24 protein-coding genes are annotated in these 12,457 nt (G+C 32.4%); all 24 read left to right on the top strand.

All coding sequences use genetic code 11. The features are described 5' to 3' along the window. The 24 genes from rplV (at position 1) to carA (ending at position 12,337) form a co-directional block, all read left to right on the top strand. Positions 1-405, top strand: a complete 405-nt coding sequence (gene rplV, locus V3V28_RS11760; protein ID WP_331365207.1) for a 50S ribosomal protein L22 — start codon at positions 1-3, stop codon at positions 403-405. 11 nt (positions 406-416) lie between these two features. After that, a complete protein-coding gene (rpsC, locus tag V3V28_RS11755) occupies positions 417-1,142 on the top strand; it encodes a 30S ribosomal protein S3 (protein ID WP_331365206.1) in 726 nt (241 codons plus the stop codon). A 22-nt stretch (positions 1,143-1,164) separates the two neighbouring features. Further along, on the top strand, positions 1,165-1,596 hold the full coding sequence (gene rplP, locus V3V28_RS11750) for a 50S ribosomal protein L16 (protein ID WP_331365205.1): 432 nt from the start codon (positions 1,165-1,167) through the stop codon (positions 1,594-1,596). 11 nt (positions 1,597-1,607) lie between these two features. Further along, positions 1,608-1,799 (top strand): 50S ribosomal protein L29, encoded by a 192-nt coding sequence (rpmC, locus tag V3V28_RS11745; RefSeq protein WP_087565044.1) that lies wholly within the window; start codon positions 1,608-1,610, stop codon positions 1,797-1,799. Positions 1,800-1,819: 20 nt separating this feature from the next. Continuing rightward, positions 1,820-2,077: a 30S ribosomal protein S17 gene (gene rpsQ, locus V3V28_RS11740; protein WP_065320234.1), complete on the top strand. Its 258-nt coding sequence runs from the start codon at positions 1,820-1,822 to the stop codon at positions 2,075-2,077. A gap of 1 nt (position 2,078) precedes the next feature. Next, positions 2,079-2,447: a 50S ribosomal protein L14 gene (gene rplN, locus V3V28_RS11735; RefSeq protein WP_331365204.1), complete on the top strand. Its 369-nt coding sequence runs from the start codon at positions 2,079-2,081 to the stop codon at positions 2,445-2,447. A 12-nt stretch (positions 2,448-2,459) separates the two neighbouring features. Then, positions 2,460-2,762, top strand: a complete 303-nt coding sequence (gene rplX, locus V3V28_RS11730) for a 50S ribosomal protein L24 (RefSeq protein WP_331365203.1) — start codon at positions 2,460-2,462, stop codon at positions 2,760-2,762. An 8-nt stretch (positions 2,763-2,770) separates the two neighbouring features. Beyond that, positions 2,771-3,322: a 50S ribosomal protein L5 gene (gene rplE / locus V3V28_RS11725; RefSeq protein ID WP_331365202.1), complete on the top strand. Its 552-nt coding sequence runs from the start codon at positions 2,771-2,773 to the stop codon at positions 3,320-3,322. A 3-nt stretch (positions 3,323-3,325) separates the two neighbouring features. After that, a complete protein-coding gene (rpsN, locus tag V3V28_RS11720; protein ID WP_331365201.1) occupies positions 3,326-3,595 on the top strand; it encodes a 30S ribosomal protein S14 in 270 nt (89 codons plus the stop codon). Between the two features lie 163 nt (positions 3,596-3,758). Continuing rightward, on the top strand, positions 3,759-4,157 hold the full coding sequence (rpsH, locus tag V3V28_RS11715) for a 30S ribosomal protein S8 (RefSeq protein ID WP_087522449.1): 399 nt from the start codon (positions 3,759-3,761) through the stop codon (positions 4,155-4,157). A gap of 9 nt (positions 4,158-4,166) precedes the next feature. Continuing rightward, positions 4,167-4,712, top strand: a complete 546-nt coding sequence (gene rplF, locus V3V28_RS11710) for a 50S ribosomal protein L6 (RefSeq protein ID WP_331365200.1) — start codon at positions 4,167-4,169, stop codon at positions 4,710-4,712. 11 nt (positions 4,713-4,723) lie between these two features. Continuing rightward, positions 4,724-5,074, top strand: a complete 351-nt coding sequence (gene rplR, locus V3V28_RS11705) for a 50S ribosomal protein L18 (RefSeq protein WP_331365199.1) — start codon at positions 4,724-4,726, stop codon at positions 5,072-5,074. A 3-nt stretch (positions 5,075-5,077) separates the two neighbouring features. Then, the gene (gene rpsE, locus V3V28_RS11700; protein ID WP_331365243.1) at positions 5,078-5,602 is read left to right on the top strand and encodes a 30S ribosomal protein S5; all 525 of its coding nucleotides are present in this window, start codon (positions 5,078-5,080) and stop codon (positions 5,600-5,602) included. A gap of 10 nt (positions 5,603-5,612) precedes the next feature. Then, positions 5,613-5,795 (top strand): 50S ribosomal protein L30, encoded by a 183-nt coding sequence (rpmD, locus tag V3V28_RS11695; RefSeq protein WP_331365198.1) that lies wholly within the window; start codon positions 5,613-5,615, stop codon positions 5,793-5,795. A 13-nt stretch (positions 5,796-5,808) separates the two neighbouring features. After that, on the top strand, positions 5,809-6,258 hold the full coding sequence (gene rplO, locus V3V28_RS11690; RefSeq protein ID WP_331365197.1) for a 50S ribosomal protein L15: 450 nt from the start codon (positions 5,809-5,811) through the stop codon (positions 6,256-6,258). A gap of 11 nt (positions 6,259-6,269) precedes the next feature. Beyond that, complete coding sequence (gene secY, locus V3V28_RS11685) at positions 6,270-7,595, top strand: preprotein translocase subunit SecY (RefSeq protein ID WP_331365196.1); 1,326 nt, start codon at positions 6,270-6,272, stop codon at positions 7,593-7,595. Between the two features lies 1 nt (position 7,596). Beyond that, positions 7,597-7,812, top strand: coding sequence for a translation initiation factor IF-1 (infA, locus tag V3V28_RS11680; protein ID WP_015482241.1), 216 nt, complete (start codon positions 7,597-7,599; stop codon positions 7,810-7,812). A 76-nt stretch (positions 7,813-7,888) separates the two neighbouring features. Next, complete coding sequence (ykgO, locus tag V3V28_RS11675) at positions 7,889-8,005, top strand: type B 50S ribosomal protein L36 (protein ID WP_004568720.1); 117 nt, start codon at positions 7,889-7,891, stop codon at positions 8,003-8,005. Continuing rightward, positions 8,005-8,370 (top strand): 30S ribosomal protein S13, encoded by a 366-nt coding sequence (gene rpsM, locus V3V28_RS11670; RefSeq protein WP_331365195.1) that lies wholly within the window; start codon positions 8,005-8,007, stop codon positions 8,368-8,370. Before ykgO ends, rpsM begins: the two co-directional genes overlap by 1 nt. Before the next feature lie 75 nt (positions 8,371-8,445). Beyond that, positions 8,446-8,829, top strand: a complete 384-nt coding sequence (gene rpsK, locus V3V28_RS11665; RefSeq protein WP_331365194.1) for a 30S ribosomal protein S11 — start codon at positions 8,446-8,448, stop codon at positions 8,827-8,829. Between the two features lie 81 nt (positions 8,830-8,910). Further along, positions 8,911-9,516 (top strand): 30S ribosomal protein S4, encoded by a 606-nt coding sequence (gene rpsD, locus V3V28_RS11660; protein ID WP_331365193.1) that lies wholly within the window; start codon positions 8,911-8,913, stop codon positions 9,514-9,516. Between the two features lie 93 nt (positions 9,517-9,609). Beyond that, positions 9,610-10,602 carry a DNA-directed RNA polymerase subunit alpha gene (locus tag V3V28_RS11655; protein ID WP_331365192.1) on the top strand — a complete coding sequence of 331 codons (993 nt, stop codon included), beginning with the start codon at positions 9,610-9,612 and terminating at the stop codon, positions 10,600-10,602. 61 nt (positions 10,603-10,663) lie between these two features. Further along, positions 10,664-11,137 carry a 50S ribosomal protein L17 gene (rplQ, locus tag V3V28_RS11650; protein ID WP_331365191.1) on the top strand — a complete coding sequence of 158 codons (474 nt, stop codon included), beginning with the start codon at positions 10,664-10,666 and terminating at the stop codon, positions 11,135-11,137. 93 nt (positions 11,138-11,230) lie between these two features. After that, positions 11,231-12,337 carry a glutamine-hydrolyzing carbamoyl-phosphate synthase small subunit gene (carA, locus tag V3V28_RS11645; protein ID WP_331365190.1) on the top strand — a complete coding sequence of 369 codons (1,107 nt, stop codon included), beginning with the start codon at positions 11,231-11,233 and terminating at the stop codon, positions 12,335-12,337. Positions 12,338-12,457: the final 120 nt, after the last annotated feature.

The following is a 12,457-nucleotide window of genomic DNA, read 5'->3' as shown; positions in this document are numbered from 1 at the left end:
ATGGGAGTTCGTAAAAAAAACATGGCAGATCAGTTAAAAGCAGATAGAAAGCAACGTGCTTTCGCGAAGCTTACTAACTGTCCTACATCACCGAGAAAAATGCGTTTAGTAGCAGATCAGGTAAGAGGAGTAGAAGTTGAAAAAGCTTTACAAATCTTAAAGTTCAGTCCTAAAGAAGCATCTATCAATTTAGAGAAATTGTTATTGTCTGCAATTGCAAACTGGCAAGCTAAAAATGAAGATGCATCTATAGAAGAAGCTGGTTTATTTGTGAAAACTATCTATGTAGATAGCGCAGGAATGTTAAAAAGATTAAGACCAGCTCCACAAGGGCGTGCTCATAGAATTCGTAAGCGTTCTAATCACGTTACTTTAGAGTTAGGTGCTAAAAATTTAAGTAATTAATCAAAGTAGAAATGGGACAAAAAACAAATCCAATAGGAAATCGTTTAGGAATCATCAGAGGTTGGGAATCTAACTGGTACGGTGGTAATGACTACGGAGATAAAATTGCTGAAGATTATAAGATAAGAGAGTATATTCATGCTCGTTTATCTAAAGCAAGTGTTTCTCGTGTAATCATTGAGCGTACTTTAAAACTTGTAACCGTTACTATCACTACTGCTAGACCTGGTATTATTATCGGAAAAGGTGGGCAAGAGGTAGACAAGTTAAAAGAAGAGCTTAAGAAAATTACAGGAAAAGAAGTTCAAATTAATATTTTCGAAATTAAACGTCCAGAATTAGATTCTAGATTAGTAGCAACTAGTGTTGCTCGTCAAATTGAAAATAGAATTTCTTACAAGAGAGCTATTAAAATGGCTATTCAAGCTACAATGCGTATGAATGCAGAAGGGATTAAAATCCAAATTTCTGGTCGTTTAAACGGAGCTGAAATGGCACGTTCAGAGCATTTTAAAGAAGGAAGAATTCCTCTTTCTACTTTTAGAGCAGATATAGATTATTCACTTGTTGAAGCTCATACTACATACGGAAGATTAGGTATTAAAGTATGGATTATGAAAGGTGAGGTTTATGGTAAAAGAGAATTATCTCCATTAGTTGGTTTGTCTAAAAAACAATCTGGTAATAAAGGTGGTGGTGATAGATCTAAACGTCAACAACCTCGTAGAAGAAAATAATTTTTAAAATTAGAAATTAAAAATGTTACAGCCAAAAAGAGTAAAATACCGTAAGGTACAGAAGGCGAAAGGGAATATGACAGGTATTTCTGGTAGAGGAGCCCAACTTTCTAATGGAATGTTTGGTATCAAATCTTTAGACCAGAACTTGTTAACTTCTCGTCAAATAGAAGCAGCTCGTATCGCGGCAACTCGTCATATGAAAAGAGAAGGTCAGTTATGGATTAAGATATTTCCAGACAAGCCTATCACGAAGAAGCCCCTAGAAGTACGTATGGGTAAGGGTAAAGGAGCACCAGATCATTTTGTTGCAGTTATTAAACCAGGTAGAATTTTGTTTGAAATTGGTGGAGTACCAATGGATGTAGCAAAAGAAGCTTTACGTTTAGCAGCTCAGAAACTTCCAGTAAAAACGAAGTTTGTAATAGCAAGAGATTTTGATATTAACGCTTAATTCTAAATAGAATGAAACAATCAGAAATAAAAGAATTATCCATAGCAGATCTTAATGAAAAGCTTGGAGCGTTGCAAAAGAATTATACTGATCTTAAGATGGCACACGCCATAACTCCAATGGAAAATCCATTGCAGTTAAGAAGCTTAAGAAGAACTGTAGCAAGAATTGCAACAGAATTAACAAAAAGAGAATTACAATAATTCTATAGTCAATTTTAAAGATGGAAAAAAGAAATCTTAGAAAAGAGAGAATTGGTGTTGTATCTAGTAACAAAATGGAGAAATCTATTGTAGTTGCAGAAACTAAAAGAGTAAAGCACCCAATGTACGGAAAGTTCGTATTAAAAACGAAAAAGTACGTTGCACACGACGAACAGAATGATTGCAACGAAGGAGATACTGTTAGAATCATGGAAACAAGACCTATGAGTAAATCTAAACGTTGGAGATTAGTAGAAATCCTAGAAAGAGCTAAATAATATGTTACAGACAGAATCAAGATTAAAAGTCGCAGATAACACTGGAGCAAAAGAAGTTTTAGTGATAAGAGTTTTAGGAGGAACAAGAAAACGTTACGCAAGTATTGGAGACAAAATTGTTGTATCTGTTAAATCTGCAACTCCTAACGGAACTGTAAAAAAAGGTCAAGTATCTAGAGCAGTTGTTGTAAGAACGAAAAAAGAAATAAGACGTAAAGACGGATCTTATATAAGATTTGATGATAATGCTTGTGTTCTTTTAAACCCAACAGAGGAAATGAGAGGAACTCGTGTTTTCGGACCTGTTGCCCGTGAGCTTCGTGAGAAACAATTCATGAAAATAGTATCATTAGCACCTGAAGTGCTTTAACATTATAATAAAATGAAGAAGTTTAAATTAAAATCAGGTGATACTGTAAAAGTAATTGCAGGAGATCATAAAGGATCAGAAGGTAAAATTTTACAAATCATCAAAGATAAGGATAGAGTATTAGTTGAAGGTGTGAATTTAGTTTCTAAACACACTAAACCAAGTGCTCAAAACCCTCAAGGTGGAATTGTAAAAAAAGAAGCATCATTACACATTTCTAACGTTTTGTTAGTAGAAGATGGTGTTGCTGTAAGAGTAGGTTATAAAGTTGATGGAGATACTAAAACTAGAGTCTCTAAAAAAACTAAAAAATAAGAATAATCATGAGTTACGTACCAAGATTAAAAGCAGAATACAAAGAAAGAGTTATAAGTGCTCTTACTGAAGAATTCAGTTATAAAAATGTAATGCAGGTGCCTAAATTAGAAAAAATAGTTGTTTCTAAAGGTGTTGGTGCTGCAATTGCAGATAAGAAATTAATAGATTATGCCGTAGAAGAGTTGACTAAAATTACTGGTCAAAAAGCTGTTTCTACATTATCTAAAAAAGATATTGCTGCATTTAAATTACGTAAAGGAATGCCTATTGGTGTTAAAGTTACTTTACGTGGAGATAAAATGTACGAATTTTTAGACAGATTAGTTACTGCTTCTTTACCACGTGTAAGAGACTTTAACGGTATAAAAGCTAATGGTTTTGATGGAAGAGGTAATTACAATTTAGGTATTACTGAACAAATCATCTACCCAGAAATCAATATTGATCAAGTGAAAAAAATCAATGGAATGGATATTACTTTCGTAACATCTGCTGACACTGATAAAGAAGCAAAATCATTATTAGGAGAATTAGGTTTACCATTCAAAAAAAATTAAGAAATGGCTAAAGAATCAATGAAAGCGCGCGAACGTAAGAGAGCCGCAACAGTTGCAAAATACGCAGAAAAGAGAAAAGCTTTAAAAGAAGCTGGAGACTATGAAGGTTTGCAAAAATTACCAAAAAACGCTTCACCAGTTAGAATGCACAATAGATGTAAATTAACAGGTCGTCCAAAAGGATATATGCGTCAATTTGGTTTGTCTCGTGTTACTTTTAGGGAAATGGCAAATCAAGGATTAATACCAGGTGTTAAAAAAGCAAGTTGGTAGTAATCTAAAATAAATCTTAAAATTAAAAATAGAATGTGTATATTTGCGCGCTCTATTTTTTTTGAGTATAAGAATTTTAACTGATTATAGGTTCATTTATCACAGAGAAATCTGTAGTATAAATAGAGGTATTTGAAAACCGTAATCGCAATTTTAAATAAATATGTATACAGATCCAATCGCGGATTTTCTTACTAGAGTAAGAAATGCAATCGCAGCAGGACACAGAGTAGTGGAAATTCCAGCTTCAAACTTGAAGAAGGAAATGACTAAAATTTTGTTTGATCAAGGGTATATTTTAAGCTACCAGTTCAATGACGATAAAGTTCAGGGGACTATTAAGATCGCTTTAAAGTACGAAAGAGATACAAAAGAGTCAGTAATTAGAAAAATTCAACGTATCAGTACACCAGGTTTACGTAAATATGTTGGCTCTACAGAGATGCCAAGAGTATTGAACGGACTTGGAATTGCTATTGTTTCTACATCTAAAGGTGTTATGACAAACAAAAAAGCACGTCAAGAGAATGTTGGAGGAGAAGTTTTATGTTACGTTTATTAATCTAAGGAAATGAGTAGAATAGGAAAAAATCCCGTTAGCATTTCACAAGGTGTAGATGTAAACATAAAAGACAATGTTATTACCGTTAAAGGAAAATTAGGTGAGTTAACTCAAACTATTTCTAATGGTATTACAATAAAAATTGAAGATGGTACTATCACTTTAGATAGAGCATCAGAAAGTAAAGACCATAAAGCACAACATGGTTTAATGAGAGCTTTAATTGCTAACATGATTGAAGGTGTAAGCAAAGGTTATACTAAAGATTTAGAATTGGTTGGTGTCGGTTATAGAGCCTCTAATCAAGGTCAAAAATTAGAATTAGCTTTAGGTTTCTCTCATAATATTATTTTAGAATTAGCTCCTGAAGTTAAAATTGAAACAATATCTGAGAAAGGGAAAAACCCAATCATTAAATTATCTTCGTTTGACAAGCAATTAGTTGGTCAAATAGCTGCAAAGATTCGTTCTTTCAGAGCACCAGAGCCTTACAAAGGTAAAGGAGTTAAGTTTGTAGGTGAAATATTAAGAAGAAAAGCAGGTAAATCTGCATAATATATAGCATTATGGCATTATCAAAGCTACAAAGAAGAACTAGAATTAAGCGTAGAATTAGAAAAATTATTTCTGGAACTGCTACAAAACCAAGATTATCGGTTTATAGAAGTAACAAAGAAATATACGCTCAATTAATAGACGACGTAAACGGAGTAACAATAGCTTCAGTTTCATCTAGAGATAAAGATATAAAAGCAGATACTAAAGTAGAAGCGGCAGCAGCAGTTGGGAAATCAATAGCTGAAAAAGCAACTAAAGCTGGTGTCGAAATAATTGCTTTTGATAGAAACGGATATTTATATCACGGTAGAGTTAAAGTATTAGCTGACGCTGCAAGAGAAGCTGGTTTAAAATTTTAAGAAATTATGCAAGGATATAAAAACGTAGAAAGAGTAAAACCAAGCGGGTTAGAGCTTGTAGATAGATTAGTAGGAGTACAACGTGTTACTAAAGTAACTAAAGGTGGTAGAGCTTTTGGTTTTTCTGCAATCGTAGTGGTTGGAGATAGTAATGGTGTTGTAGGCCATGGGTTAGGGAAATCTAAAGATGTTGCATCTGCAATTGCTAAAGCAATTGAAGACGCAAAGAAAAATTTAGTAAGAATTCCTATTTTAGACGCAACTTTACCTCATGAACAAAAAGGTAAATTTGGTGGAGCAAAAGTGTTTTTAAAGCCTGCATCTCATGGTACAGGAGTTATAGCCGGTGGTGCTGTAAGACACGTACTAGAGTCAGTAGGGATACACGATGTATTATCTAAATCTCAAGGGTCTTCAAATCCTCACAACGTAGTTAAAGCAACTTTTGATGCTTTATTACAATTACGTAGTGCAGCTTCTATAGCTAAACAAAGAGGGGTTTCTTTAGAAAAAGTATTTAACGGTTAAATCTAGAACGATGGCAAGAATTAAAGTAACACAAGTAAAAAGTCAAATCGGGCGTCTTCAGAATCAAAAAAGAACTTTAGAAGCTTTAGGTTTACGTAAAATGAACCAAACTGTAGAACACGAGGCAACTCCATCTATAGTAGGTATGGTAAATACAGTTAAACACTTAGTTTCTTTCGAAGAAATTAAATAAGATATATAGAAAAATGAGTTTACATAATTTAACACCAGCAGAAGGTTCCATTAAAAAAGGAAAGAGAATTGCAAGAGGTGAAGGTTCTGGGAAAGGTGGTACCGCTACAAGAGGTCACAATGGTCAGAAATCTCGTTCAGGTTATTCTAAAAAGATTGGTTTTGAAGGTGGGCAAATGCCACTTCAGAGACGTGTACCTAAATTTGGATTCACTAACATAAACCGTAAGGAATATCAAGGGATCAATTTAGATAAGTTACAATCTTTAGTAGATAGCGGAAAAATAACAGATACAGTTGATTTAGATATTTTAATTGCTAATAGATTAGCAGGTAAAAACGACCTAATAAAAATATTAGGAAACGGAGAATTAAAAGCTAAATTAAATATCACTGTACATAAATACACTGCAACTGCAAAAGCGGCTATTGAAGCTGCTGGTGGAGAAGCTGGTATTTTATAAGAAACGTAAATATGAATTTTATTAATACGCTAAAAGACATTTTTAAGATTGAAGAATTAAAGAACAAAATTCTTCTTACTATCGGTTTGATTGCTGTGTACCGTTTTATGGCATCTGTTCCATTACCAGGAATAGATCCATTACAATTATCAGCGTTAAAAGAAAGTACTTCAGGTGGACTTTTAGGATTATTGAATGCATTTACAGGAGGAGCATTTGCTAGAGCGTCAGTAATGGCACTTGGTATTATGCCTTATATTTCTGCATCTATTGTAGTTCAGTTAATGGGAATTGCGGTTCCTTATTTACAGAAATTACAAAAAGATGGAGAAAGTGGAAGAAAGAAAATTACACAAATAACAAGATGGTTAACTATTGGTATTACTTTGGTACAAGCACCAACGTATATTACAGCTATTAAAACTCAATTTGGTTTAGGACCAGAAGCTTTTTTAGTACCAGGTTTAACTTTTTGGATTTCATCAATCATTATCTTAACTGCAGGAACAATTTTTGCAATGTGGTTAGGAGAGCGTATTACAGACAAAGGAGTTGGTAATGGTATTTCATTATTAATTACTGTTGGTATTATCGCTAATTTTCCAGCTGCATTCTTGCAAGAATTTGTTTCAAAAACAACGAATGCAGGTGCTGGTGGAATTATGATGGTTCTTATTGAAATCATTGTATGGTTTGTTGTAATTTTATTAACTGTTTTATTAGTTACTGCTGTTCGTAAAATTGCAGTACAGTATGCTAGAAGAACGGTTGCAGGTAATATACAGAGTGTTGCAGGTTCTAGGGATTATATTCCTTTAAAATTAAATGCAGCAGGAGTTATGCCAATTATATTTGCACAAGCAATTATGTTTTTACCCGTTGCTTTAGCTCAAAGGTTTCCTTTTATGGCAAGCTTGCAAGATATTAATGGTTTAGGATACAATGTTATTTTTGCATTGTTAATTATCATCTTTAGTTTTTTCTATACAGCAATTACTATTCCTACGAATAAAATGGCTGAAGATTTAAAAAGAAGTGGTGGTTTTATTCCAGGAATCAGACCAGGAAAAGATACAGCAGATAGATTAGATAGTGTATTGTCTAGAATCACTTTCCCAGGATCGTTATTTTTAGCAGCATTATCAATTTTACCAGCAATTGTAGTTCAGTTTGGAGTACAACAAAGTTGGGCGATGTTTTATGGTGGAACATCATTAATAATCATGGTAGGAGTTGCAATTGATACCATGCAGCAAATAAATTCGTATTTATTGAATCGTCATTATGATGGTTTAATGAAAGCGGGTAATAGCAATAGAAAATCGAACAACAAATAATATGGCTAAACAATCAGCAATTCAACAAGACGGAACTATTACAGAAGCATTATCTAATGCTATGTTTCGTGTAGAATTAGAAAACGGACATATTGTTACGGCACACATTTCTGGTAAAATGCGTATGCATTATATCAAACTTTTACCTGGAGACAAGGTGAAATTAGAAATGAGCCCATACGATTTAACAAAGGCAAGAATTACTTACAGGTATTAATGAATTAATAATTAAAAGATTAAAAGATTGTAATTTAAATTTTTAAATCTTTTAGTTTTAAATAAAACTAGAAACGATGAAAGTTAGAGCATCAGTTAAAAAAAGAAGTGCCGACTGCAAGATAGTGCGCAGAAAAGGTAGATTATATGTGATTAATAAACAAAATCCTAGATTTAAACAAAGACAAGGGTAATGGCAAGAATAGCAGGTATTGATATTCCAAAGAATAAAAGAGGTGTTATCGCATTAACTTACATCTTTGGTATAGGAAGCAGCAGATCTAAAAAAGTTTTAGCTGAAGCAAAAGTAGACGAAAGTATTAAAGTTCAAGATTGGACTGATGATCAAATCGCAGCAATTAGAGAACAGGTTGGTTTTTTTACAATTGAAGGAGAATTACGTTCAGAAGTTCAGATAAACATCAAGCGTTTGATGGATATCGGTTGTCAAAGAGGGATCCGTCATAGACTTGGTCTTCCTTTAAGAGGACAAAGAACTAAAAACAACTCTCGTACTAGAAAAGGTAAGAGAAAAACTGTAGCTAACAAGAAAAAATAAGTTAGATAAGTAATAAAGATCTAATAATAGTTCTACTATAAAATTAGAAAACTAAATTACTAAAACTGAATAATTATGGCAAAAGCAAGTTCAAAAAAACGTAAAGTAATAATTGATGCAGTAGGAGAAGCGCATGTAACAGCATCTTTTAATAACATCATTATTTCTTTAACAAATAAAAAAGGTGACGTTATTTCATGGTCATCTGCAGGTAAAATGGGTTTTAGAGGTTCTAAAAAGAATACTCCATATGCAGCTCAATTAGCAGCAGAAGATTGTTCTAATGTAGCAAAAGAAGCAGGTTTACGTAAAGTAAAAGTTTATGTAAAAGGACCAGGTAATGGTAGAGAATCTGCTATTAGATCTATCCACAATTCAGGTATTGAAGTAACGGAAATTATTGATGTTACACCAATTCCTCATAATGGATGTCGTCCACCAAAGAGAAGAAGAGTATAATTAAATATTTTAACTTGATGGGAATCAGATTATCGAAGGAGAAAGCCTTAATTCATAATCCCTATCTATAACAACAAAGAAATGGCAAGATATACAGGACCAAAAACTAAAATTGCTCGTAAATTTGGCGAAGCAATCTTTGGAGAAGACAAAAACTTCGAAAAAAGAAACTACCCACCAGGACAGCATGGAAATGCAAGAAGAAGAGGTAAAAAATCTGAATATGCAACTCAATTAATGGAGAAGCAAAAAGCAAAATACACTTATGGTATTTTAGAGCGTCAATTCAGTAACTTATTCAAGAAAGCACAATCTGCATCTGGAATTACTGGTGAAATTTTATTACAATTATGTGAATCTCGTTTAGATAATGTAGTTTACAGAATGGGTGTTTCTAACTCTAGAAGTGGAGCACGTCAATTAGTTTCTCACAGACATATTACAGTGAATGGAGAAATTGTTAACATACCATCTTATAGTTTACAAGAAGGAGACGTTGTTGCAGTAAGAGAAAAATCTAAATCATTAGTAGCTATTGAAGATGCATTAGCGTCTAATAGTAATGTTTTTGAATGGTTGACTTGGAATAATGATACTAAAACTGGAACTTTTGTGAAAGTACCAGAAAGATTACAGATTCCAGAAAACTTTAAAGAACAATTAATAGTAGAATTATATTCTAAATAATAATTTAATCACATTGAGATTTAGCCAAAGGGTTTGTAAGTATTTCTTCACATTTATAAACCGAGCAACTAATTTTCAATTAAAAAGAAGAAAATGGCAATTTTAAATTTTCAAAAACCTGATAAAGTAATAATGATTGAATCTACAGATTTTTCTGGTAGATTTGAGTTTAGACCTTTAGAACCAGGTTTCGGTTTAACAGTTGGTAATGCTTTAAGAAGAGTTCTTTTATCTTCATTAGAAGGTTTTGCAATTACATCATTAAGAGTAGATGGTGTTGAGCATGAATTCTCTACAGTTCCTGGAGTTGTAGAAGACGTTACAGAAATTATTTTAAACTTAAAACAAGTGCGTTTTAAGAAACAAATAGAAGATACTGATAGAGAAACAGTTTCTATTTCAGTATCTGGTCAAGAGCAGTTTACTGCTGGAGATCTACAGAAATTTATTTCTGGTTTTCAAGTATTGAATCCAGATTTAGTAATCTGTAATATGGAGAAATCTGTTAAGTTAAATGCTGAAATTACTATAGAAAAAGGTAGAGGATTTGTACCTGCTGAAGAAAATAAAAAAGCTTCTGCACCAATAGGAACAATCTTTACAGATTCTATTTACACGCCAATTAAGAATGTAAAGTATGCAATCGAAAATTTTCGTGTTGAGCAAAAAACGGATTATGAAAAATTAGTTTTCGATATCGATACTGATGGATCAATCAATCCTAAAGATGCATTAACTGAAGCTGCAAAAATACTAATTCACCACTTTATGTTATTCTCTGATGAGCGTATCACTTTAGAGGCAGATGAAATTGCACAAACAGAAACGTATGATGAAGAATCATTACACATGCGTCAGTTATTAAAAACTAGATTAATCGATATGGATTTATCTGTAAGAGCTTTAAATTGTTTAAAAGCTGCAGAAGTAGATACATTAGGAGATTTAGTTTCTTTTAATAAAAGCGATTTAATGAAGTTCCGTAACTTCGGTAAAAAATCATTAACAGAACTAGAAGAACTAGTGATTGTTAAAGGTTTAAATTTCGGAATGGATTTAACAAAATACAAATTAGATAAAGATTAATTTTTTCATATTTTGCTCCTCATAATGAGTTGATGCAAGATGAAAATATAAAACAAGCGTCATGAGACACGGAAAGAAACACAACCATTTAGGAAGAACAACATCGCACAGAAAGGCAATGTTAGCTAATATGACATGTTCATTAATTGAACATAAACGTATTAACACAACAGTGGCAAAAGCAAAAGCATTAAGAGTTTTCGCTGAACCATTAATTACAAAGTCTAAAACTGATACAACTCACAACAGACGTATTGTTTTTTCTTATTTACGTGATAAATTTGCAGTTACAGAATTATTCAAAGAAGTTTCTGTAAAAGTTGCAGACAGACCAGGTGGTTATTTACGTATTATTAAATTAGGAAACCGTCAAGGGGATAATGCTCCTATGGCAATGGTAGAATTAGTTGATTACAACGAAATCTATAATCCTAATAGTAAAAAAGTAAAGAAAACTACTCGTAGAGGAAGAAGCAAAAAGGCTGATTCTGCTCAAGTAGAAGAAACTACAACAGAAGAAAAATCTGAAGAATAAAAAATGAAAATTTTTTAAATTATATAAAAGGGATAAACGTTTACGTTTATCCCTTTTTTTATATTTTTGCAAGAACAACAACAATTACTATTAATGAAATATCAAACACGCAAAAAGGCTTTAGTTTTATTAGCAGATGGAACCATTTTTTACGGTAAGTCTGTTGGTATCGAAGGAACATCAACAGGAGAAATTTGTTTTAATACAGGTATGACAGGTTACCAAGAAATATTTACAGACCCATCTTATTTTGGTCAGTTAATGGTAACAACAAACGCACATATTGGTAATTACGGAATAAATAATGAGGAAGTAGAGTCAGATGGGATTAAAATATCTGGTTTAATTTGTAGAAATTTCAGTTTTACACATTCTCGTGTAGATTCTGATGGAAATTTATTCGACTGGTTTAAAGTACACAATTTAGTTGCAATTTCAGATGTAGATACAAGAGCGTTGGTAGCATACATTAGAGATAACGGAGCTATGAATGCTATTATTTCTACAGATGTTGATAATATTGGTGCACTAAAAAAACAATTAGCAGAAGTGCCTAGTATGGAAGGTTTAGAATTAGCATCTAAAGTTTCTACAAAAGAACCGTATTTTGTTGGTGATGAAAATTCTGAAATTAAAATTTCTGCCCTAGATATTGGTATCAAAAAGAACATTTTAAGACATTTTGTAAAAAGAGGAGCTTATATAAAAGTATTCCCTTATAATGCTTCTTTCGAAGATTTAGCATCTTTTAAACCAGATGGATATTTCATTTCTAATGGACCTGGAGACCCAGAACCATTAGTAGATGCTCAAAAAGTAGCTAAAGAAATTATTGAAAAAGATTTACCTTTATTTGGTATCTGTTTAGGACACCAAGTTATTGCTTTGGCAAACGGAATTTCTACCTATAAAATGCATAATGGACATAGAGGAATTAATCATCCTGTTAAAAATCTTCTTACTGGTAAAGGAGAAATAACTTCTCAAAATCATGGTTTTGCCATTAATAGAGAAGAAACAGAAGCAAATGATAATGTAGAAATTACACATGTTCATTTAAATGATCATACAGTTGCAGGAATAAGAATGAAAAATAAGAATGTATTTTCTGTTCAGTACCATCCAGAAGCAAGTCCTGGACCACATGATGCAGAATACTTATTCGATCAATTTATTGAAAACATTCAAAATAATAAATAATTATCAGTTTGTAAACGTTTTTATGTTTTGCTGAAAACGTTTTCGTAAGTAACTATTTATAACCACTCTCAAAAGAGTGGTTATTTGTAAATTAGCAACTGTAAGTAAAGACATACATAA

It is taken from the genome of Polaribacter sp. (assembly GCF_036480315.1).
Taxonomy (GTDB): domain Bacteria; phylum Bacteroidota; class Bacteroidia; order Flavobacteriales; family Flavobacteriaceae; genus Polaribacter.
Note: the sequence above shows the minus strand (reverse complement) of the source record. Positions and strands in the feature narration are given on the sequence as shown.

Coding starts and splice junctions, on each gene's coding strand:
- rplO (WP_331365197.1), top strand. CDS start 5,809: ATGAGTTTACATAATTTAACACCAGCAGAAGGTTCCATTAAAAAAGGA.
- rplX (WP_331365203.1), top strand. CDS start 2,460: ATGAAGAAGTTTAAATTAAAATCAGGTGATACTGTAAAAGTAATTGCA.
- rpsH (WP_087522449.1), top strand. CDS start 3,759: ATGTATACAGATCCAATCGCGGATTTTCTTACTAGAGTAAGAAATGCA.
- rplE (WP_331365202.1), top strand. CDS start 2,771: ATGAGTTACGTACCAAGATTAAAAGCAGAATACAAAGAAAGAGTTATA.
- rpsD (WP_331365193.1), top strand. CDS start 8,911: ATGGCAAGATATACAGGACCAAAAACTAAAATTGCTCGTAAATTTGGC.
- rplV (WP_331365207.1), top strand. CDS start 1: ATGGGAGTTCGTAAAAAAAACATGGCAGATCAGTTAAAAGCAGATAGA.
- rpsQ (WP_065320234.1), top strand. CDS start 1,820: ATGGAAAAAAGAAATCTTAGAAAAGAGAGAATTGGTGTTGTATCTAGT.
- infA (WP_015482241.1), top strand. CDS start 7,597: ATGGCTAAACAATCAGCAATTCAACAAGACGGAACTATTACAGAAGCA.
- rplR (WP_331365199.1), top strand. CDS start 4,724: ATGGCATTATCAAAGCTACAAAGAAGAACTAGAATTAAGCGTAGAATT.
- rpsK (WP_331365194.1), top strand. CDS start 8,446: ATGGCAAAAGCAAGTTCAAAAAAACGTAAAGTAATAATTGATGCAGTA.
- rpmD (WP_331365198.1), top strand. CDS start 5,613: ATGGCAAGAATTAAAGTAACACAAGTAAAAAGTCAAATCGGGCGTCTT.
- rpsC (WP_331365206.1), top strand. CDS start 417: ATGGGACAAAAAACAAATCCAATAGGAAATCGTTTAGGAATCATCAGA.
- rplQ (WP_331365191.1), top strand. CDS start 10,664: ATGAGACACGGAAAGAAACACAACCATTTAGGAAGAACAACATCGCAC.
- ykgO (WP_004568720.1), top strand. CDS start 7,889: ATGAAAGTTAGAGCATCAGTTAAAAAAAGAAGTGCCGACTGCAAGATA.
- rpsN (WP_331365201.1), top strand. CDS start 3,326: ATGGCTAAAGAATCAATGAAAGCGCGCGAACGTAAGAGAGCCGCAACA.
- V3V28_RS11655 (WP_331365192.1), top strand. CDS start 9,610: ATGGCAATTTTAAATTTTCAAAAACCTGATAAAGTAATAATGATTGAA.
- secY (WP_331365196.1), top strand. CDS start 6,270: ATGAATTTTATTAATACGCTAAAAGACATTTTTAAGATTGAAGAATTA.
- rpmC (WP_087565044.1), top strand. CDS start 1,608: ATGAAACAATCAGAAATAAAAGAATTATCCATAGCAGATCTTAATGAA.
- carA (WP_331365190.1), top strand. CDS start 11,231: ATGAAATATCAAACACGCAAAAAGGCTTTAGTTTTATTAGCAGATGGA.
- rplN (WP_331365204.1), top strand. CDS start 2,079: ATGTTACAGACAGAATCAAGATTAAAAGTCGCAGATAACACTGGAGCA.
- rplF (WP_331365200.1), top strand. CDS start 4,167: ATGAGTAGAATAGGAAAAAATCCCGTTAGCATTTCACAAGGTGTAGAT.
- rpsM (WP_331365195.1), top strand. CDS start 8,005: ATGGCAAGAATAGCAGGTATTGATATTCCAAAGAATAAAAGAGGTGTT.
- rplP (WP_331365205.1), top strand. CDS start 1,165: ATGTTACAGCCAAAAAGAGTAAAATACCGTAAGGTACAGAAGGCGAAA.